At 66.2% G+C, this 19028-nt stretch carries 17 protein-coding genes; 2 read left to right on the top strand and 15 right to left on the bottom strand.

All coding sequences use genetic code 11. The features are described from left to right. Positions 1-30: 30 nt before the first annotated feature. From rnhB to rpsB, 15 genes are all read right to left on the bottom strand, one after another. Positions 31-714, bottom strand: a complete 684-nt coding sequence (gene rnhB / locus EHF44_RS13220; RefSeq protein ID WP_124684160.1) for a ribonuclease HII — start codon at positions 712-714, stop codon at positions 31-33. Continuing rightward, a complete protein-coding gene (lpxB, locus tag EHF44_RS13215) occupies positions 714-1922 on the bottom strand; it encodes a lipid-A-disaccharide synthase (protein ID WP_124684159.1) in 1209 nt (402 codons plus the stop codon). The genes rnhB and lpxB overlap by 1 nt, the downstream gene beginning before the upstream one ends. A 12-nt stretch (positions 1923-1934) precedes the next feature. Further along, positions 1935-2738 (bottom strand): acyl-ACP--UDP-N-acetylglucosamine O-acyltransferase, encoded by an 804-nt coding sequence (gene lpxA, locus EHF44_RS13210; protein ID WP_124684158.1) that lies wholly within the window; start codon positions 2736-2738, stop codon positions 1935-1937. 42 nt (positions 2739-2780) lie between these two features. Further along, positions 2781-3233: a 3-hydroxyacyl-ACP dehydratase FabZ gene (gene fabZ, locus EHF44_RS13205; RefSeq protein WP_019447440.1), complete on the bottom strand. Its 453-nt coding sequence runs from the start codon at positions 3231-3233 to the stop codon at positions 2781-2783. After that, on the bottom strand, positions 3230-4339 hold the full coding sequence (lpxD, locus tag EHF44_RS13200; RefSeq protein WP_124684157.1) for a UDP-3-O-(3-hydroxymyristoyl)glucosamine N-acyltransferase: 1110 nt from the start codon (positions 4337-4339) through the stop codon (positions 3230-3232). The genes fabZ and lpxD overlap by 4 nt, the downstream gene beginning before the upstream one ends. A 49-nt stretch (positions 4340-4388) precedes the next feature. Beyond that, positions 4389-4919 carry an OmpH family outer membrane protein gene (locus EHF44_RS13195; RefSeq protein ID WP_124684156.1) on the bottom strand — a complete coding sequence of 177 codons (531 nt, stop codon included), beginning with the start codon at positions 4917-4919 and terminating at the stop codon, positions 4389-4391. Positions 4920-4941: 22 nt separating this feature from the next. Further along, positions 4942-7251, bottom strand: coding sequence for an outer membrane protein assembly factor BamA (gene bamA / locus EHF44_RS13190; RefSeq protein ID WP_124684155.1), 2310 nt, complete (start codon positions 7249-7251; stop codon positions 4942-4944). Between the two features lie 160 nt (positions 7252-7411). Then, positions 7412-8809: an RIP metalloprotease RseP gene (gene rseP, locus EHF44_RS13185; RefSeq protein ID WP_124684154.1), complete on the bottom strand. Its 1398-nt coding sequence runs from the start codon at positions 8807-8809 to the stop codon at positions 7412-7414. A 43-nt stretch (positions 8810-8852) separates the two neighbouring features. Further along, positions 8853-10031, bottom strand: a complete 1179-nt coding sequence (gene ispC, locus EHF44_RS13180) for a 1-deoxy-D-xylulose-5-phosphate reductoisomerase (protein WP_124684153.1) — start codon at positions 10029-10031, stop codon at positions 8853-8855. 21 nt (positions 10032-10052) lie between these two features. After that, positions 10053-10874 (bottom strand): phosphatidate cytidylyltransferase, encoded by an 822-nt coding sequence (locus tag EHF44_RS13175; protein ID WP_124684152.1) that lies wholly within the window; start codon positions 10872-10874, stop codon positions 10053-10055. A gap of 36 nt (positions 10875-10910) precedes the next feature. Further along, positions 10911-11681 (bottom strand): isoprenyl transferase, encoded by a 771-nt coding sequence (locus EHF44_RS13170; RefSeq protein ID WP_124684151.1) that lies wholly within the window; start codon positions 11679-11681, stop codon positions 10911-10913. Between the two features lie 51 nt (positions 11682-11732). Continuing rightward, complete coding sequence (gene frr / locus EHF44_RS13165) at positions 11733-12293, bottom strand: ribosome recycling factor (RefSeq protein ID WP_124684150.1); 561 nt, start codon at positions 12291-12293, stop codon at positions 11733-11735. A 108-nt stretch (positions 12294-12401) separates the two neighbouring features. Continuing rightward, the gene (gene pyrH, locus EHF44_RS13160; protein ID WP_124684149.1) at positions 12402-13112 is read right to left on the bottom strand and encodes a UMP kinase; all 711 of its coding nucleotides are present in this window, start codon (positions 13110-13112) and stop codon (positions 12402-12404) included. Between the two features lie 306 nt (positions 13113-13418). Beyond that, on the bottom strand, positions 13419-14297 hold the full coding sequence (tsf, locus tag EHF44_RS13155) for a translation elongation factor Ts (RefSeq protein WP_124684148.1): 879 nt from the start codon (positions 14295-14297) through the stop codon (positions 13419-13421). 167 nt (positions 14298-14464) lie between these two features. Beyond that, on the bottom strand, positions 14465-15208 hold the full coding sequence (rpsB, locus tag EHF44_RS13150) for a 30S ribosomal protein S2 (protein WP_124684147.1): 744 nt from the start codon (positions 15206-15208) through the stop codon (positions 14465-14467). A gap of 337 nt (positions 15209-15545) precedes the next feature. On the opposite strand from rpsB, the gene map reads away from it, so the two are divergent. Both map and EHF44_RS13140 read left to right on the top strand, forming a co-directional pair. Next, positions 15546-16364, top strand: a complete 819-nt coding sequence (gene map, locus EHF44_RS13145; protein ID WP_124684146.1) for a type I methionyl aminopeptidase — start codon at positions 15546-15548, stop codon at positions 16362-16364. Positions 16365-16443: 79 nt separating this feature from the next. Continuing rightward, positions 16444-19017, top strand: coding sequence for a [protein-PII] uridylyltransferase (locus EHF44_RS13140; RefSeq protein ID WP_124684145.1), 2574 nt, complete (start codon positions 16444-16446; stop codon positions 19015-19017). Positions 19018-19028 lie beyond the last annotated feature (11 nt).

Raw genomic sequence — 19028 nt, 5'->3', positions numbered from 1 at the left:
AGGAGACGTCTTAGGAACGTCGAAAAAAGCTTAGAAAGGCGGCGCTTCCGGCGCCAGGCCGCTCAGCCGCTCCAGCGCCACGCGCACGGGCGCGAACGACCGGCGGTGATGCGGCGTCGGGCCGTGGCGCTCCAGCGCGGCGAAATGCTGCGGCGTGGGATAGCCGAAATGCGAATCGAAGCCGTACTCCGGGTATTCCGCGTGCAGTTCCACGAGGTTGCGGTCGCGCGCGACCTTGGCCAGGATCGACGCCGCCGAGATGGCGCGCACCTTGGCATCGCCCTTGACGATGGCTTCCACCGGATACGACACCTGCGGACAACGGTTGCCGTCGACCTGCACGAGGTCCGGTATCACGCCACTGGCCGCCAGCCCCTGCACGGCACGCTGCATCGCCAGCATCGAGGCGTGGAGGATGTTGATCTGGTCGATTTCCTCGACCGTGGCAAAGGCGATGTGCCAGCCCAGCGCCCGCTCGCAGATGCGGTCGAACAGCACCTCGCGCTTGTCCGCCGACAGGATCTTCGAATCGGCCAGGCCGCGAATCTGCCGTTCCGGGTTCAGCACGACGGCCGCCGCGTACACGGGGCCGGCCAGCGGACCGCGTCCGGCCTCGTCCACGCCGCAGAGGTAGCGGACGACGGCGACGGTCTGGGTCAGTTCGAGCCCGAGCTGGCCGGCGTCGGCGGCCTGGGCGGCCTTGGCGCGCGGCATCAGGCAACTCCCCGGCTGTGCATCAGGTCCGCCACCACGCCCGACGCCAGCCGGGCCGTGTCGCGCTTCAACGTCTCGTGCATGGTCGTGAAGTGTTCGCGCAGGAAGGCGATATTGCCTTCGTCGTTCAGTTGCAGCAGCGTTTCGCGCGCCAGCGCCTCGGGCGTGGCATCGTCCTGCAGCAACTCGGGCACGACAAAGCGCCCTGACAGAATATTAGGCAGCCCCACGTACGGCAGGTAGCCCTGCCGCTTCATGATCTGCGCGGTCAGCCAGGGCACCTTGTACGAAATCACCATCGGCTTCTTGTACAGCGCCGCCTCCAGCGTGGCCGTGCCGCTGGCCAGCAGCACGACGTCGGCCGACTCCATCGCCAGATGCGATTGACCGTCCACAATCGTCAGGTCGATCTCGGGATGCTGGGCGTGCAACGCCTCGACGATGGCATGCAGCGCCGCGTTGGCGGCCGGCAGCACGAAGGCCAGGTTGCCGTCCATGCGCTGCATGCGCGCCATGGCCTCGAAGAACGTGGCGCCGAGATTGCGCACCTCGGACTGCCGGCTCCCCGGCAGCACCGCGACGATCCGCTTGCCGTCGGGCAGCCCCAGCGCCCGGCGGGCGCCAGCCACGTCGGGCACCATCGGAATCACGTCGGCCAGCGGGTGGCCAACGTACGTGGCGGGAATGCCCGCCTTGGCGTAGATCTCGGGCTCGAACGGAAACAGGCAGAGGATGTGGTCGACGGCGCGGGCAATCGTGCGGATCCGGCCGCCGCGCCACGCCCAGATCGACGGGCTGACAAAGTGCACGACCGGAATCCCGGCGCGCCGCAGCGGCACCTCCAGCCCGAAATTGAAATCGGGCGCATCCACGCCGATGAAACAGAGCGGCGGATGCGCCAGCAGTCGGTCGCGGATGGCGCGGCGCGTCGCCAGGATTTCCCGCAGCGAGCCGAGCACCTCGACATAGCCGTTGACCGACAGCGTCTCCATCGGCCAGTGCGAGACGAATCCCTGGGCCATCATGCGACGGCCGCCGATGCCGGCGTAGTCCACCAAATCGCCCAGCCGCGCGTGCAGGCCCTCCAGCAACAAAGACGCCAGCAAATCGCCCGATGCCTCGCCGGCAACCATGGCGATCGTGCCGCGCTTGTTCACGTGGGCCGGCGCTTCGGCGGGAAGCGCGGCCTGCATGGCTGCCTCGACCATCTGCGGCCGGCTTTAGCGCACGATGCCGCGCTGAGTGGCGGCAAGAAAATCGACGAACGACTGCAGCGGCGCCGCGGTCGTGGCGTCCGACTGGCCCAGCAGCGCGGCAATCTCGCGCTGGGCGTCATCGAAGCTCAGGTCCGACTTGTACAGCAGCTTGTACGCCTGGCGCAGCGCGGCGATCTGGCCCGCGTCAAAGCCACGGCGGCGCAGCCCTTCCACGTTGATGCCGTGCGGCGTGGCCTTGTTGCCGCTCTTGTCGCTGGCCGCGATCACGAACGGCGGCACGTCCTGCACCAGCGCCGACGCGCCGCCCAGCATGGCATGCGCGCCGATGCGCACGAACTGGTGCACGCCGCTCATGCCGCCCAGGATCGCCCAGTCACCGACCTCGACGTGGCCGGCGATCTGCGCGTTGCTGGAGAACACCGTGTGGTTGCCCACCTGGCAGTCGTGCGCGATGTGCACGTACGCCATGATCCAGTTGTCGTTGCCCAGGCTCGTCACGCCGCGGTCCTGCACCGTGCCGGTGTGGATCGTCGTGAATTCGCGAATCGTGTTGCGGTCGCCAATCTCCAGCCGGGTGGGCTCGTTGGCGTACTTCATGTCCTGCGGCACGCCACCCACGGAGGCATAGGGGCCGATACGGTTACCCGCGCCGATCGTGGTGTAACCCTCAACGGTCGTGTGCGAGCCGATCCGCGTGCCGCTGCCGATCCGGACGTTCGGGCCGACGATCGAGAACGGGCCGACTTCCACGTCGGCGGCAAGCTCGGCCTTCGGATCGACCAGTGCGGTGGGATGGATTTGCGTCATTCGTCCTGTCCTGTGCGTTCAGTTCTGCTCAGTATCGGAAGCTCAGCCTTCGGCCTGCTTGACCGTGCACATCAGCTCGGCCTCGCAAGCCACCTCGCCGTCCACGGTGGCGCTGGCCTTGAACTTCCAGATACCGCGGATGTAGCGTTCCACGGTCACATTCAGGTGCAACTGGTCACCGGGGTACACCACGCGCTTGAAGCGGGCGCCGTCGATGCCGACGAAGTAGTACAGCGCGCCTTCCTTGCGCTCCATGTCGGCGCCAAAGGTCAGCAGGCCGGCCGACTGCGCCAGCGCCTCCAGGATCATGACACCCGGCATCACCGGTTGTTCCGGGAAATGGCCCATGAAGTACGGCTCGTTGATCGTCACGTTCTTCAGGGTCTTGATCCGCTTCTGCGGCTCGAACTCCAGCACGCGGTCGACCAGCAGGATCGGGTACCGATGCGGCAGCAGCTTCAGGATCTTGCGGATGTCGATATCGGAGGCTGTCATGATGATTTCTCTTCGTCTTGTTTGTTGCCATGGGACCCGCTGGCGTCGCCGCGCAGCCGGCGCTCGAGCTGCACGACGCGCTCGCGCAGCTTCGACAGCCCGCGCACGATTGCCGCATTGCGCTCCCACTCGCCATGCGACGTGAACGGGAACACGCTGGTGAAATGGCCACCGGGTTTTGTAATCGATTTGGTAATCGACGTGCCGCCGGACACCGTGGTCCGGTCGGCAATCGTCAGATGCCCTGAAAAGTTCGCCGCGCCGCCGATCACGCAGAACCGTCCGATCCTGGTGCTGCCCGACACGGCCGCCGTGCCGGCGATCACGGTATGAGCGCCCACGTGCACGTTGTGGGCGATCTGTACCTGGTTGTCGATCTTGCAGCCTTCCTCGATCACGGTATCGGCCATCGCCCCGCGATCCACGCACGTATTGGCGCCGATTTCCACGTCGTCGCCCAGCACCGCGCGTCCCACCTGCGGGATCTTGACGTACGCCACGCCGGCCGGCCCGATGTCGGGCGCAAAGCCAAAGCCGTCGGCGCCAATCACCGCCCCGCTGTGCAGGATGTTGCGCGCACCCACCACGCAACGATGATAGACAGAAACGTTCGCGTAAATGAGCGTATCTTCGCCAATCTCCGCGCCTGCGCCGATAAAGGCATTTGCCAGCACGCGCACCCGCTCGCCCAGCCGCGCACCGGCCTCGATCACGACGTTCGGGCCGATGTAGCACGAAGCCGGGACCGTGGCATCGGGCGACACCGTCGCACGTGCGTCGATGCCGACACGCGGATCGGCATTGGCGGCGCGGTCGAAGCGCTGCGCCACGCGGGCAAAGCAGACGTAAGGATTGCGCGCGACCAGCCAGTTGCGGCCATCGGCCTGCCCGTCGGCGCGGATGCGCTCCAGGTCGGCCTGCGACACGATTATCGCGCCGGCCTTCGACGCCACGGCCTGGGCCAGGTAGAGCGGATTGGAGAGAAACGACAGGTCGCCGGGGCCAGCCTGATCTAGCGGCGCCAGGCCGCCCACGGGCAGGTCGGGATCACCCACAACCTGCGCGCCGTTCTCGGTGGCGAGCTGACCCAGTGTGGGTGTCTGCATGGCGGTACTTCCTTGAAAAAAGCGTAGACGGTCGTCAGACGGCCGCCGCTTACTTGCCCGAACCGGCGTTCAGCGCCTTCATCACGTCGTCGGTGATGTCGATACGCGGATTGACGTAGACCGCTTCCTGCACGATCAGGTCGTACTTGCGCTGCTCGGCCAGCTGGCGGATCACGCGGTTGGCGCGCTCCAGCACCTGGGCCAGTTCCTCGTTGCGGCGCTGGTTCAGGTCTTCGCGGAACTCACGCTGCTTGCGCTGGAATTCGCGGTCCAGGTCGGCCACCTCGCGCTGGCGGCGCTGGCGGTCGGCGTCGGCCAGCACGGCCGTGTCCTTGTCGAGCTTGTCGGCCATGCCCTTGATCTTCTGGGCCATGTCCTGCAGTTCGCGGTCGCGCTTGGAGAACTCCTGCTCGAGCTTGACCTGGGCGGCCTTGGCGGGCTGCGAGTCGCGCAGGATACGTTCCGAATTCACCGCGGCGATGCGCGCCTCCTGAGCCATCGCCGGGGCTGCCGCGCAAAGGGCCGCCGCGGCCAGCGCGGCCGCGCTCAGGGATTTGATCAGTGGGGTGTGGCGTTTCATAAAACAGAATCCTTCGTGGGGATCAGAATGCAGTACCGATCTGGAACTGGAATCGCTGCACGCGATCGGTATCGTCCTTCTTCAGCGGGAAGCCCATGCTGACCTTCAGCGGGCCGATCGGCGACAGCCACGACATACCGAAACCGGTCGAATACTTGAGGTCGCTGAACGTGATCGGCGCGCCTTCCTGGTACACGTTACCGAAGTCGAAGAACGTGAACAGGCGCAGCGTGCGGTCGACGCCCGAGCCCGGCAGCGGGAACACGAATTCCACGTTACCGATCAGCTTCGAGGCACCACCCACCGGGTTGCCGTTCTGGTCCTTCGGCCCGAGCGTGCTGGTCTGGTAGCCACGGACCGAGCCGATACCACCGGCGTAGAAGTACTTGAACACCGGGAACGGCGTGTCGCCGTAGCCGTGACCGTACGCCACCTCGCCGTTGAAGGCCAGCGTAAACGCCTTGGACAGCGGGTAGAAGTACTGCTGCTGGAAGCTGGCGCGGTAGTACTGGGTGTCGCCGCCCGGCACGCCCACTTCCAGGTTGGCCTGGGTGTACGGGCCCTTGGTCGGGATCAGCGCGCTGTCGCGGCGGTCCCGCGCCCAGCCGATCGTGAACGGGAAGTTGTTGATCGGGTCGCCGCTGTTCTTGCCGATCTTCTGCAGCCAGGCCGTGTACTGGCTGGGCGTGTTGACCGACGTGTGAACCTGCGTGCGCTCGTAGCCGATGCCGAAGAAGACGGTATCGTTTTCCGAGAACGGCACGCCGAACTTGAAGCCACCGCCGGCCGAGACGATCTTGTAGTCCTGGTCACCGGTGTAGTACAGCGGGCGCGACGTGCGGTAGTAGATGTCGGTCGAGCGGCTGATGCCGTCCACCGTGAAGTATGGGTCGTACTGCGTCAGCGCGATCGTCCGGAACGACTTGGCCGTGTTCACGTCGAGGCCCAGGCTGGTACCGGAGCCGAACACGTTGTCCTGGCGCAGGCCGGCCTGCAGCACGAGCTTGTCGGTCGACGAGAAACCCAGGCCCAGGCTGATCTGGCCGGTCGGCTTCTCGGTCACGTTGACGTTCACGTCCACCTGGTCGGGCGCGCCGGCCACGTCCTCGGTCGTGATGTTGGTGTCGGTGAAGTAGCCGGTACGGTTGATACGGGCCTGCGACTGCTGGAGCTTCTCGCTGTCGAACCACGAGCTTTCCATCTGGCGCATTTCGCGGCGCACCACTTCGTCGCGCGTCTTGCTGTTGCCCACCACGTTCACGCGGCGCACATAGACGCGGCGGCCCGGGTCGACCATCAGGGTCAGAGCTACTTCGCGCTTTTCCTTGTCGATCTGCGGCTGCGGGTTGATCGTCGTGAATGCGTAGCCGTAGGTACCGAGCAGGTCGGTGATGGCCTTGGTGCTGGCCGTCAGCTTCTCGGACGAGAAGATGTCGCCCTTCTTGAGCTGCAGCAGCTTCTGCATCTCGTCCTGCTTGCCCAGCAGCTCGCCGGCCAGGCGCACGTCGGACACCTTGAACTGCTCGCCCTCGTTGATGTTGAGGGTCAGGTAGATATCCTTCTTGTCCGGCGTGATCGACACCTGCGTCGACTCGATCTGGAACTCCAGGTAACCGCGATTCAGGTAATACGAGCGCAGCGCTTCCAGGTCCGCCGTCAGCTTCTGCTTCGAGTACAGGTCGTTCTTGGTGTACCAGGACAGCCAGTTCGGCGTGGAAAGCTGCATTTCGTCGCGCAGCGTGCTTTCCTTGAACGCCTTGTTGCCGACGATATTGATCTGGCGGATCTTGGCGACCGGGCCTTCTTCCACGTTGAACACCACGGACACGCGGTTGCGGTCCACCGGCGTCACGGTGGTCTGGACCTCGGCGGCATAGTAGCCGCGCGCCACGTACTGGCGCTTGAGTTCCTGCTCGGCCTTGTCGATCAGCGCCTTGTCGTAGTAGCGCGCCTCGGCCACGCCCACGGCCCGCAGGGAGCGGCGCAGCGTGTCCTTGTCGAATTCCTTGATGCCGACGAACTCGAGCTGCGAGATGGCCGGACGTTCCTCGACCTGCACGACCAGCACGCCGTCCTCGGCGCGGATCTGCACGTCCTTGAAAAAGCCGGTATTGTAGAGCGCACGGATGGCATCGGCGCCCTTGTCGTCGGTGAAGGTTTCGCCGACGCGCACGGGGAGGTAGCCGAAGACCGTGCCCGGCTCCACGCGCTGCAGGCCCTCCACGCGGATATCCCTGACCACAAACGGATCGGCGGCCCAGCCCACCGGGCTCCAGGCCGCAATAATGGCACTCGTCAGCAAGCTCAGCGAGATGCGCTTATTTCTGATCAAAGTCGATCCCCTCTTCCTCATCGATTTCATGCAGGGTGTTGGCTCCAACGCCGATTGCAGCTACGCCTGACAATACCGGCACGACCGTTCCCGCCCGACGGGGGAAATCCCCTCAGGATGCGACCGCCCCCGGCGGACAGACGTTTCCGGCTGCGCGAAACTAGCCGCGCGCAAGAAACAGTCGGCTGACGTCATTGAACAAAGCGAGTGAGGTCAGGAGCAAGATGCACGCGATGCCGACCTTCTGCAGCATCGCTTGCCAGTGGTCTGGTACAGGCCTGCCAGTCAAAAATTCCACGCAATAATACAGCAAATGCCCCCCATCCAGCACCGGAATGGGTAACAAATTCAGTACACCGAGGCTCACGCTGACCAGCGCCAGGAAGCTCACGAACGGCTGCCAGCCCATGTTGGCGGCGCGTCCGGCGTAGTCCGCCACGGTCAGCGGACCGCTCAGGTTCTGCAGCGACGCCTGCCCCACCAGCATTTTCCCAAGCAGCTTCAGCGACAGCGTGCTGGTGTCCCAGACCTGGTCCGCCGCCCGGGCCAGCGCCTGGGCGAACGGGTAGCGCACGACCTCGGTCTGGACCGCCTGGTTCAGCGCGGCGCCCAGCTTGCCGACCGTGGCCGCCGGCGTGCCGTCCGCGTCGGACTTGCCGCCGGCCGCGGCGTCCAGCTTCACGGCCACGTCCAGCCGCTGTCCGCCGCGTTCGATGCCGAGCGTAACGTCTTGCCCCGGCCGTGCACGCACGCCCCGGATCAGCTCCCCGGCCTGCGTCAGCGGCTGGCCCTGCCAGGCCAGTACCTTGTCACCGGCGCGTAGCCCAGCCCGCTGGGCGGCCGAATCGGCGACGATCTCGGTGATGGTGACGGGGCCGCCCTTGAGCGCCAGCCCCAGCGTGGCCAGCGGATCCTGTTCCGGATTGCCGCCCGTATCGGGCAGCCGGCCCAGCGTGACGTCGCGTTCGGCGCCGTCGGCGCCCCGCACCCGCAGCACCGCGCGGGCATCGCCAAAACCCTGGGCGAACACGGCCATGCGCAGGTCGTTCCAGGAACGGACCGGCTCGGTCTGGCCGTTCGCCGCAAGCGACAGCACGCGGTCGCCGTCCCGCACCCCGGCCTCGGCCGCCACCGTGCCGGCCGCGGGCGTCGTCAGCACCGGCACCGGCTCGCGCATGCCGCCGGCAAACAGCACCAGATACAGCGCGATGGCCAGCGCAAAGTTGGCCAGCGGACCGGCCGCGACGATCACGAACCGCTTGCCGACCGGCTGCCGGTTGAACGCGCGCGGCAGTTCGGCGGCATCGATGGGCGGATCGGTCTCCGGATCACGCTCCCGCTCGTCCAGCATCTTGACGTAGCCGCCGAGCGGAATGGCCGCGAGCGTCCATTCGGTCCGGTCCCGGCCCTTGCTGACCCAGCGCGCCAGCGGGCGGCCAAAGCCGATGGAGAACCGCAGCACCTTGACCCCGCAGGCGCGGGCGGCCAGGTAGTGGCCCATCTCGTGCACGAAGATCAGGACGCAGAGGGCGACGATAAACGCGATCACGGTTTGCATGGCAAATCCCCCTTTCCAGATCCGGGCCGGGCCGCGACGGTGGTCAACGGCTGGCCAATGATTTCAGCAGCGCCTGGGCGGCGTCCCGTGCGGCGGCGTCGGCCGCCAGCACGCCTTCCAGCGATCCGGCGTCGCCGTCGGCGGGCTGCTCCAGCACCCCGGCCACCAGCCGGGCGATGTCCGTGAACCGGATACTACCGGCCAGGAACGCCTCCACGGCGACCTCGTTGGCCGCGTTCAGCACGGCCGGCGCCACGCCGCCCGCACGCAATGCATCGAAGGCTAGCCCGAGGCACGGGAAGCGCTCAAGGTCCGGAGTCTCAAAATGCAGTCCGCCGGCCACGGTCAGGTCCAGCGGCGTGACGCCCGAGTCGATCCGCTCCGGATAGGCCATGCCGTAGGCGATCGGCGTGCGCATGTCCGGATTGCCGAGCTGGGCCAGCACCGATCCGTCGGCATAGGCCACCATCGAATGGACGATGCTCTGCGGGTGAATCAGCACCTCGATCTTGTCCGCCGGCGCGCCAAAGAGCCAGTGAGCCTCGATGACTTCGAGCCCCTTGTTCATCATGGTGGCTGAATCCACCGAGATCTTGCGGCCCATGACCCACTTGGGGTGGGCGCATGCCTGGTCGGGCGTGATGTCGTGCAGCGTGGACGGATCGCGCGTACGGAACGGCCCGCCCGAGGCCGTCAGCAGCACCTTCGATACCCCGGCGCCATAGCGCGGGTCGCTGGTCGGCAGGCACTGGAAGATCGCGTTGTGTTCGCTGTCGATCGGCAGCAGCGTGGCGCCGTGATGCTGCACCGCATCCATGAAGATGCCGCCGGACATGACCAGCGATTCCTTGTTGGCCAGCAGCACGCGCTTGCCCGCCCGGGCGGCGGCCAGCGACGAACGCAGGCCGGCCGCGCCGACGATGGCGGCCATCACGGCATCGGTGCCTGCGTCCGAGGCGATCGACTCCAGCGCTTCCGGGCCGTGGCTGACCTCGGTAGGCACGCCGGCCGCGCGCAGCCTGGCTTCCAGCTCGCCCGCGGCCTCGGCGGACCCCACCACCGCCCGCGCGGGCCGGAATTCGGCACAGGCGGCGGCCAGCTTGTCCACTTGCCGATGAGCGCTGAGCGCGTGCACGGTATAGCGGTCCGGATGGCGGCGCACCACGTCGAGTGTGCTTTCGCCGATGGAACCCGTGGCGCCCAGAATCGTAATGCGTTGCATATGACGGAGGAATTCAGTTGATCAGACCCAGGCCAGCAGCAGCGCCGCCAGCGGCAGCACCGGGATCAGCGCGTCGATGCGGTCGAGCACGCCGCCGTGGCCGGGCAGCAGCCGGCTGCTGTCCTTGATGCCGACCTGCCGCTTGAGCAGGGATTCGAAGAGGTCGCCCACCACGCTGGCCGCCACGAGCAGCGTCGTCAGCACGGCCAGCAGGCCGAGGCCGCCCTTGTCCGCCACCAGCGAATACCAGGTCGGGGCAAACGCATGGGTGGCCGCCAGGCCCAGCGCGACGATCATCGCCAGCAGCCAGCCGCCGATGGCGCCTTCCCAGGACTTGCCGGGGCTGATGGTCGGCGCCAGCTTGCGCCGGCCGATGGCCTTGCCGACAAAATAGGCGCCCACGTCGGCCGCCCAGACCAGCACGGCGGCGCTCAGCAGCACGCCCACGCCGGCGGCACGCAGCACCATCACCGCGTGGCCGAAGGCCGGCAGCATGATCAGCCCCAGCACGGCGCCCAGCGCCGTGAAACCCGGCGTGGCCTTGCGCACGCCCCGGGCCAGCAGCACCACTGCCACGCCCCACGCCACTAGCGACGCTTCAAGCAGCCAGTCGATCGCGTAGCCCGACGGCGCCAGGTGCCACGCCAGCAACGCCAGCAGGCAGGCCGCGGCGTAGACATAGGTCCAAGGCCGGCGCAGGCCGATCAGGCGGGCAAATTCCCATCCGCCCAGCAGGACGATGACCGCCACCAGCACCGCCAGCGCCGTGGGCGGCGCCAGGAACAGGATCGGCAGGATCAACAGCAACAGGCATACGGCGGTGATAACGCGGGTCAGAAGCATGCGGCTGCGGTTCCCGTGGAGGTTGGATGGCCGCGCTCAGGCCGTTCCCGACAGGCCCGGCGCCACCACTTGGGCGCTGGTCCGGCCAAAGCGGCGCTCGCGCTGGCGGTAGGAAGCAAAGGCCTTGTCGAGTTCGGCGGCGTCGAAATCGGGCCAGAACGTATCGGTGAAATACAGCTCGGTGTAGGCAAGCTGCCAGAGCAGGAAATTGCTGATGCGCTGCTCGCCGCCGGTGCGGATGAACAGGTCCGGCTCGGGCGCATAGGCCATGGCCAGGTGCGGCGCCAGCATCGATTCGTCGACCGATTCGCTGTCCAGCATCGGCGAACGGGCCAGCATCTTGCGCATGGCCTGCAGCAGGTCCCAGCGCCCGCCGTAGTTGGCAGCGATGGTCACGGTCAGGCCGGTGTTGGCGGCCGTGCGGGCCTCCGCGTCCTTGATCATCTGCTGGATGCGGGGGCTGAAGCGCACCAGGTCGCCCACCACGCGTAGCCGGATGTTGTTGGCGTGCATCCGCACCACCTCGCGGCGCAGCGCGGTCATGAACAGGCGCATCAGGAACGACACTTCGTCGGCCGGGCGCCGCCAGTTCTCGGAACTGAACGCGAACAGCGTCAGGTACTGCACGCCGCGCGCGGCGCACGCCTGGACGATGTCGCGCACCGTATCCAGGCCCCGGGTGTGGCCTGCCACGCGCGGCAGATGACGCTGCGTCGCCCAGCGGCCGTTGCCATCCATGATGATGGCAACGTGTCGTGGCACATAGGTGGTATCGGGAACGCCGAGCGTCGAACTGATATGCTGCATGGATTGGCCGACAGTGGGAGCTACCCCGGCGGACGTGCCGCCGGGACGGCCTTACACCGTCATGATCTCCTTCTCTTTCTCGGCGACCAGCTTGTCGATTTCGCCGACGTACTTGTCGGTCAGCTTCTGGACGTCGTCGGCGCCGCGGCGCTCGTCGTCTTCCGAGATGGTCTTGTCCTTGACGAGCTTCTTGAACTGCTCGTTGGCGTCGCGGCGCAGGTTGCGCACGGCCACCTTGGCACCCTCGGCCTCGCTCTTGACCACCTTGATCAGCTCCTTGCGGCGCTCTTCGGTCAGCGGGGGCATCGGCACGCGGATGACATCACCCATCGTGGCCGGATTCAGGCCCAGGTCGGCGTCGCGGATCGCCTTTTCCACGGCCTGCACCATCTTCTTTTCCCACGGCTGCACGGTAATCGTGCGGGCGTCGCCCAGGCCGACGTTGGCCACCTGGCTGATCGGCACCAGCGAGCCGTAGTAATCCACCTGGACGTGATCGAGCAGGCCGGTATGCGCACGGCCGGTACGGATTTTCGCCAGATCGGCCCTGAAGGCTTCGATCGACTTCTGCATTTTCTGCTCGGCGCTCTTCTTGGTGTCGGCGACGGTCATGTTTACCTCCGGGAAACTGCCAGACAGGACCCCGCACGGCGGGATCGAAAATGAAACATTCTACTCTCAGGCCGGACCGAATCCGCATTCTGATGCGGTCCGCGCCGATTAAACGTGCACTAGCGTACCTTCGTCCTCACCCAGGATCACGCGCTTCAGGGCACCCGGCTTCACGATCGAGAACACCTTGATCGGCAGCTTCTGGTCGCGGCACAGCGCAAAGGCGGTGGCGTCCATGACCTGGAGGTTGCGGGAAATGGCTTCGTCGAACGAAATGGTGGCGTAGCGGGTGGCGCTCGGGTCCTTCTTGGGGTCGGCCGTGTAGACGCCGTCCACCTTGGTGGCCTTCAGCACGATCTCGGCGCCGATTTCCGACCCGCGCAGCGCGGCGGCCGTGTCGGTCGTGAAGAACGGGTTGCCGGTGCCGGCGGCAAAGATCACCACCTTGCCCTCTTCAAGCTGGCGGATGGCGCGGGGGCGGATGTAGGGCTCGACCACCTGGTCCATGCGCAGGGCCGACTGCACGCGGCCCTCGATGTTGGCGTGGCGCATGGCGTCCTGCAGGGCCAATGCGTTCATCATGGTGGCCAGCATGCCCATGTAGTCGGCCGTGGCACGGTCCATGCCGGCCGCGCCGCCGGCCACGCCGCGGAAGATGTTGCCGCCGCCGATGACCACGGCCACCTGGACGCCCAGCTTCACGATTTCGGCAATGTCGTTGACCATGCCTTCGATGGTCGCCCGGTTGATGCCGAAGGCATCGTCGCCCATCAGGGCCTCACCGGACAGTTTCAGAAGGACGCGCTTGTAGGCTGGCATGTTCACCCTCGGGCAGGTTCTAGATCGCTCGTTTGAACGGATGGATGGACGCGGGCGGCACAACGCAACTGCGCACCGGCCGCGCATGAATATGGACTGCTAGACAGCTCGAAAGCCGGTTTTCGCCGTCATCTGCGTGCAACGCGCCGCTAAAAAACGCGTAGATCGCCGGTGACTGCGAAAACTGACTGGTACCGGCGCCGTGGCGCCCGCACTTGTGCAGAGGGGCACCTTTCGGCGCCCCTCGGCATTATACGGTGGCAGGCCGGGCATCCCGCGAGGGAAACCCGCCCCGCCACCCGGACATCAGGCCTTCTGGGCGGCGGCCACCTGGGCAGCCACTTCAGCGGCAAAGTCGTCCTGCTTCTTCTCGATGCCTTCGCCCACCACGAACAGCGTAAAGCCCTTCACGGTCGTGTTGGCGGCCTTCAGCATCTGCTCGACGGTCTGCTTGTCGTTCTTCACGAACGGCTGGTTCAGCAGCGACACTTCCTTCAGGTACTTCTGGACCGAACCTTCCACCATCTTGGCGGCGATCTCGGCCGGCTTACCCGACTCGGCAGCCTTCTGCTCGGCGATGCTGCGCTCCTTGGCGATCAGCTCGGCGGGCACCTGTTCCGACGACAGCGACACCGGCTTCATGGCGGCCACGTGCATGGCCACGTCCTTGGCGGCCACTTCGTCGCCGTCGAACTCGACCATCACGCCGATGCGGGTGCCGTGCAGGTACGAAGCCAGCTTGCCGCCGTTGGCGTAGCGCACGAAGCGGCGGATCGTCATGTTCTCGCCGATCTTGCCGATCAGGGCGGCGCGCACGGCGTCGACCGTCGAGCCGTCCAGTTCCAGGGCCGACAGGGCTGCCACGTCGGCCGGGGCCTGCTTGGCCACCAGCTCGGCAACCTTGGCGCCGAAGCCCAGGAAGTCGTCGTTCTTCGACACGAAGTCGGTTTCGCAGTTCAGTTCGACCAGCGCGCCGGTCGTGCCGTCGATAAACGTCGACACGATGCCCTCGGCGGTCACGCGCGACGCGGCCTTGCTGGCCTTGTTGCCCAGCTTCACGCGCAGCAGCTCTTCAGCCTTGTCCAGATCGCCGTCGGCCTCCGTCAGGGCCTTCTTGCATTCCATCATCGGCGCGTCGGTCTTTGCGCGCAGTTCTGCAACCATGCTTGCGGTAATTGCCGCCATTTGTCACTCCTTGATTTGGTTGGCTTCATCCGGGGCAGATGCTATCCGCGGCGGATGACAACTGAATCTGTTTGCAAAAAGGGGGCGCCAGAAGTGCCCCCTTTCTTGGTTGCCGCAGGGCGGGCGCCGGCGGCCGGTGTGTCCCGGCCTCAGGCGCCAGCGGGCAATCAGCCTTCCTGGACTTCGACGAATTCGTCGTCGCCGCGAGCGGCTTCCACCACTTCCTGGACCGCATTGGCGCGGCCTTCCAGGATGGCGTCGGCCACGCCGCGCACGTACAGGGCCACGGCCTTGCTCGAGTCGTCGTTACCCGGGATCACGTAGTCGATGCCTTCCGGCGTGTGGTTCGTGTCGACCACGCCGATCACGGGGATGCCCAGCTTGTTGGCTTCGGTCACGGCGATCTTGTGGTAGCCGACGTCCACCACGAAGATGGCGTCAGGCACGCCGCCCATGTCCTTGATGCCGCCGATGGACTTTTCCAGCTTTTCCATCTCGCGCTCGAACATCAGCGCTTCCTTCTTGCTCATGGTTTCCAGCGCGCCGGCTTCCTTGGCGGCTTCCATGTCCTTCAGGCGCTTGATCGAGATCTTGACGGTCTTGAAGTTGGTCAGCATGCCGCCGAGCCAGCGGGCATCGACGTAGGGCATGCCGGCGCGGCCGGCTTCCTCGGCCAGGATCTCGCGCGACTGACGCTTGGTACCCACGAAAAGCACGGTGCCGCGGTTTGCTGCCAGTTGACGCACGTACTTCAGCGCGTCCTGGAACATCGGCAGGGTCTTTTCGAGGTTGATGATGTGGATCTTGTTGCGATGACCGAAGATGAAGGGGGCCATCTTCGGGTTCCAGAAGCGGGTCTGGTGGCCAAAGTGGCAACCGGCTTCCAGCATTTCGCGCATGGTCACGGACATGTGAGGGACTCCAAAAGGGTTTAGTCTGAAGTCCGCCCCGACATTCCTGAAAAGGAACACCCCGGATGGGCGGACCAGCGATTTACAAACAGTTCGATTTACCGACCCCCGCAGCCCGGTTCCGGACCAACGGCAAGTCAGCCCGCGATTGTAACAACAAAGCGGCCGGTCGCTCAAGCCCTTATTGCGATGCACAAGGACGGCCCCGCCGCGGATCGGCGGCCCAGGGCCGCCCCGCAAATCCCTGCTTTCTCGTCACGAAGGTGAGATAATCCCGCTTTGCGAACAGTTTCAGGCGCAGTCAGTGGCTGGGCCATCACATTTCAGGCGAAGCAGCATGAGCATCCATATCAATACCGCCGAAGACATCGCCCACATGCGCGTGGCTTGCCGCCTTGCCTCCGAAGTCCTCGACTACATCACCCCGTTCGTCAAGGCCGGCGTGACGACCGGCGAACTCGACCGCCTTTGCCACACCTACATGCGTGACGTGCAAGGCACCGTGCCGGCCCCGCTGAACTACGCGCCGCCGGGCTACCCGCCCTTCCCCGGCGCCATCTGCACGTCGGTCAACGACGTGATCTGCCACGGCATTCCCGGCGACCGCGTGCTCAAGAGCGGCGACGTGGTCAACCTCGACATCACGGTCATCACCAAGGACGGCTACTACGGCGATACCAGCCGCATGTTCGTGGTGGGCGAGGCATCGATCCTGGCCAAGCGCCTGGCGCAGGTGACCTATGAATGCATGTGGAAGGGTATCCAGCAGGTGCGCAACGGCGCCCGGCTTGGCGATATCGGCCACGCCATCCAGCAGCACGCGGAAGGCGCCGGCTACAGCGTGGTGCGCGAGTACTGCGGCCACGGCATCGGCAAGGTATTCCACTCGGACCCGCAGATCCTCCATTACGGCCGCCCGAACACCGGCATGGAGATCAAGACCGGCATGATCTTCACCGTGGAGCCGATGATCAACGCCGGCAAGCGCGACATCCGCACGATGCCCGACCAGTGGACGGTCAAGACGCGCGACCGCAGCCTGTCGGCCCAGTGGGAGCACACGGTGCTGGTGACGGAGACCGGCTACGAGGTGCTGACGCTGTCCGAAGGCTCGCCCGTGCCGCCGGCCTTCATCACCGACACCGTAGCGGCCTGATCCCGCACCGATAGCCAGGGCGCCCACCAAGGCGCCCTTTCTTCTTCCAGCCGTGCCCGCGCCCACCTTCGAACCGCCCATGGACACCACGCCGGAACTGCTGCTCTGCCAGCGCATACGCGACGCGCTCAAGGCCGCCAAGCAGGCCCTGTTTGCCGAATTCGACGCCAGCAACCAGGTGATGCCGCTGGTCACCCGGCTGCGCCGCGCCGTCGATGCCGCGCTGATCGACGCCTGGACGGGGCTGGAACTGCCCGATTCGGCCGCGCTGGTGGCCGTCGGCGGCTACGGCCGCGGCGAGCTGTTCCCGCATTCCGATGTCGACGTGCTGCTGTTGCTGCGCGACGAGCCCGATGCCGACACGGCCAGCCGCCTGGAGCGCTTCATCGGCCTGTGCTGGGACCTGGGCCTTGAGATCGGCTCGTCGGTGCGCACCGTGGACGATTGCATCCGCGAATCCGCCGCCGACATCACCATCCGTACGTCGCTGCTGGAAGCCCGGCTGCTGACCGGCAGCAGGCCGCTGTTCGGCGAGCTGCAGCAGCGCTACCAGGCCGACATGGACGCGGCCGACTTCTTCCAGGCCAAGCTGCTGGAACTGCGCCAGCGCCACGCCAAGTACCAGGACACGCCGTACGCGCTGGAGCCAAACTGCAAGGAAAGCCCCGGCGGCCTGCGCGACCTGCAGGTGATCCTGTGGATGACCAAGGCGGCCGGCCTGGGCGATAGCTGGAAGCAACTGTTCGAGCGCGGCCTGCTGACCGAGCGCGAGTCGCAGGAACTGGCCCGCAACGAACGGCTGCTGCGCACCATCCGCGCCCGGCTGCATTTGCTGGCCGGCCGCCGCCAGGACGTGCTGGTCTTCGACATGCAGACCGCGCTGGCCGAATCGTTCGGCTACCGCCAGACCACGCACAAGCGCGCCAGCGAGCAGCTCATGCGCCGCTATTACTGGGCGGCCAAGGCGGTCACGCAGCTCAACAGCGTGCTGCTGCTGAACATCGAGGCCATGCTCTTTCCGAGCGAGTCGATGGTCACGCGCGAGATCAACGAACGGTTCGTCGAGCGCCAGGGCATGCTGGAGATCACCAGCGACGACCTCTACGAGCGCGAGCCGCACGCCATCCTGGAAACGTTCCTGCTCTACGAGCGCACCCCGGGCGTGAAGGGCCTGTCGCCCCGCACGCTGCGCGGCCTGTACAACGCGCGTACGGTGATGGACGCAAGCTGGCGCAACGATCCGGTCAACCGCAAGCTGTTCCTGGCCATCGTGCAGGAGCCGCAGGGCATCACCCACGCGCTGCGGCTGATGAACCAGACCAGCGTGCTGGGCCGCTACCTGATCAATTTCCGGCGCATCGTCGGCCAGATGCAGCACGACCTGTTCCACGTCTACACCGTGGACCAGCACATCCTGATGGTCGTGCGCAACATGCGCCGCTTCGCCATCGTCGAGCACACCCACGAATTCCCGTTCTGCAGCCAGCTGATGGCCGGGTTCGACCGTCCGTGGGTGCTCTGGGTGGCGGCGCTGTTCCACGACATCGCCAAGGGCCGCGGCGGCGACCATTCGAAGCTCGGCACCGTCGATGCGCGGCGCTTCTGCAGGCAGCACGGCATCTCCCGCGAGGACACCGACCTGATCGCCTGGCTTGTCGAGCACCACCTGACGATGAGCCACGTTGCCCAGAAGCAGGACCTGACGGACCCGGACGTGGTGAAGGCGTTTGCCGACGTGGTCGGCAACGAGCGCTACCTGACCGCGCTCTACCTGCTGACCGTGGCCGACATCCGCGGCACCAGCCCGAAGGTGTGGAACGCCTGGAAGGGCAAGCTGCTGGAAGACCTGTACCGCATCACGCTGCGCGTGCTGGGCGGCGCCCGGCTGGACCAGCACTCGCTGTGGGCCCAGAAGCGCGACGACACCATCGCCCAGCTGCGCCTGAAGGCGTTCGACCCCGAGCTGGCCAAGCCGTTGTGGGACAAGCTCGACATGTCGTTCTTCATGCGGCACGATGCGCGCGACATCGCGTGGGTCACGCGGCACCTGTTCAACCAGGTCAACAGCGCCAACCCGGTGGTCAAGGCCCGCGTGTCGCCCGCCGGCGAGGGGCTGCAGGTGGTGGTCTACATCAAGGACCAGCCGGACCTGTTCGCGCGCATCTGCGGCTATTTCGAGCGCAAGGCGTTCTCGATCCAGGATGCCAAGATCGAGACCACGCGCGACGGCTACGCGCTGGACACGTTCCAGATCACCGACCCCGGCCTGGCCGGCGACTACCGCGACATCCTGGCGCTGGTCGAGCATGAACTGGCCGAGCGCGTGCGCCTGGAGTGCCCGCTGCCCGAGCCGACGCAGGGCCGGCTGTCGCGCCAGTCGCGCAGCTTCCCGATCAAGCCGCGCGTGGACCTGCGCCCCGACGAGCGCGGCCAGTACTACCTGCTGTCGGTGTCGGCCAACGACCGCACCGGCCTGCTGTACGCCATTGCCCGCGTGCTGGCCAAATACCGCGTGTCCGTCCATTCGGCGCGCATCAACACCCTCGGCGAACGCGTGGAAGACGTGTTCCTGGTCGATGGCTCGCGCCTGACCGCCGACAACCGATTGCAGATTCAAGTGGAACAGGATTTGCTCGACGCGCTGGCCATCTGATCCCCCGATGG

Origin of the sequence: Cupriavidus pauculus, from assembly GCF_003854935.1 — a bacterium.
Lineage (GTDB): Bacteria > Pseudomonadota > Gammaproteobacteria > Burkholderiales > Burkholderiaceae > Cupriavidus > Cupriavidus pauculus_C.
Note: the sequence above shows the minus strand (reverse complement) of the source record. Positions and strands in the feature narration are given on the sequence as shown.

Coding starts and splice junctions, on each gene's coding strand:
- lpxB (WP_124684159.1), bottom strand. CDS start 1,922: ATGGTCGAGGCAGCCATGCAGGCCGCGCTTCCCGCCGAAGCGCCGGCC.
- frr (WP_124684150.1), bottom strand. CDS start 12,293: ATGACCGTCGCCGACACCAAGAAGAGCGCCGAGCAGAAAATGCAGAAG.
- EHF44_RS13170 (WP_124684151.1), bottom strand. CDS start 11,681: ATGCAGCATATCAGTTCGACGCTCGGCGTTCCCGATACCACCTATGTG.
- EHF44_RS13140 (WP_124684145.1), top strand. CDS start 16,444: ATGGACACCACGCCGGAACTGCTGCTCTGCCAGCGCATACGCGACGCG.
- map (WP_124684146.1), top strand. CDS start 15,546: ATGAGCATCCATATCAATACCGCCGAAGACATCGCCCACATGCGCGTG.
- rseP (WP_124684154.1), bottom strand. CDS start 8,809: ATGCAAACCGTGATCGCGTTTATCGTCGCCCTCTGCGTCCTGATCTTC.
- fabZ (WP_019447440.1), bottom strand. CDS start 3,233: ATGACAGCCTCCGATATCGACATCCGCAAGATCCTGAAGCTGCTGCCG.
- lpxA (WP_124684158.1), bottom strand. CDS start 2,738: ATGACGCAAATCCATCCCACCGCACTGGTCGATCCGAAGGCCGAGCTT.
- ispC (WP_124684153.1), bottom strand. CDS start 10,031: ATGCAACGCATTACGATTCTGGGCGCCACGGGTTCCATCGGCGAAAGC.
- EHF44_RS13175 (WP_124684152.1), bottom strand. CDS start 10,874: ATGCTTCTGACCCGCGTTATCACCGCCGTATGCCTGTTGCTGTTGATC.
- tsf (WP_124684148.1), bottom strand. CDS start 14,297: ATGGCGGCAATTACCGCAAGCATGGTTGCAGAACTGCGCGCAAAGACC.
- pyrH (WP_124684149.1), bottom strand. CDS start 13,112: ATGCCAGCCTACAAGCGCGTCCTTCTGAAACTGTCCGGTGAGGCCCTG.
- rnhB (WP_124684160.1), bottom strand. CDS start 714: ATGCCGCGCGCCAAGGCCGCCCAGGCCGCCGACGCCGGCCAGCTCGGG.
- lpxD (WP_124684157.1), bottom strand. CDS start 4,339: ATGCAGACACCCACACTGGGTCAGCTCGCCACCGAGAACGGCGCGCAG.
- EHF44_RS13195 (WP_124684156.1), bottom strand. CDS start 4,919: ATGAAACGCCACACCCCACTGATCAAATCCCTGAGCGCGGCCGCGCTG.
- rpsB (WP_124684147.1), bottom strand. CDS start 15,208: ATGTCCGTGACCATGCGCGAAATGCTGGAAGCCGGTTGCCACTTTGGC.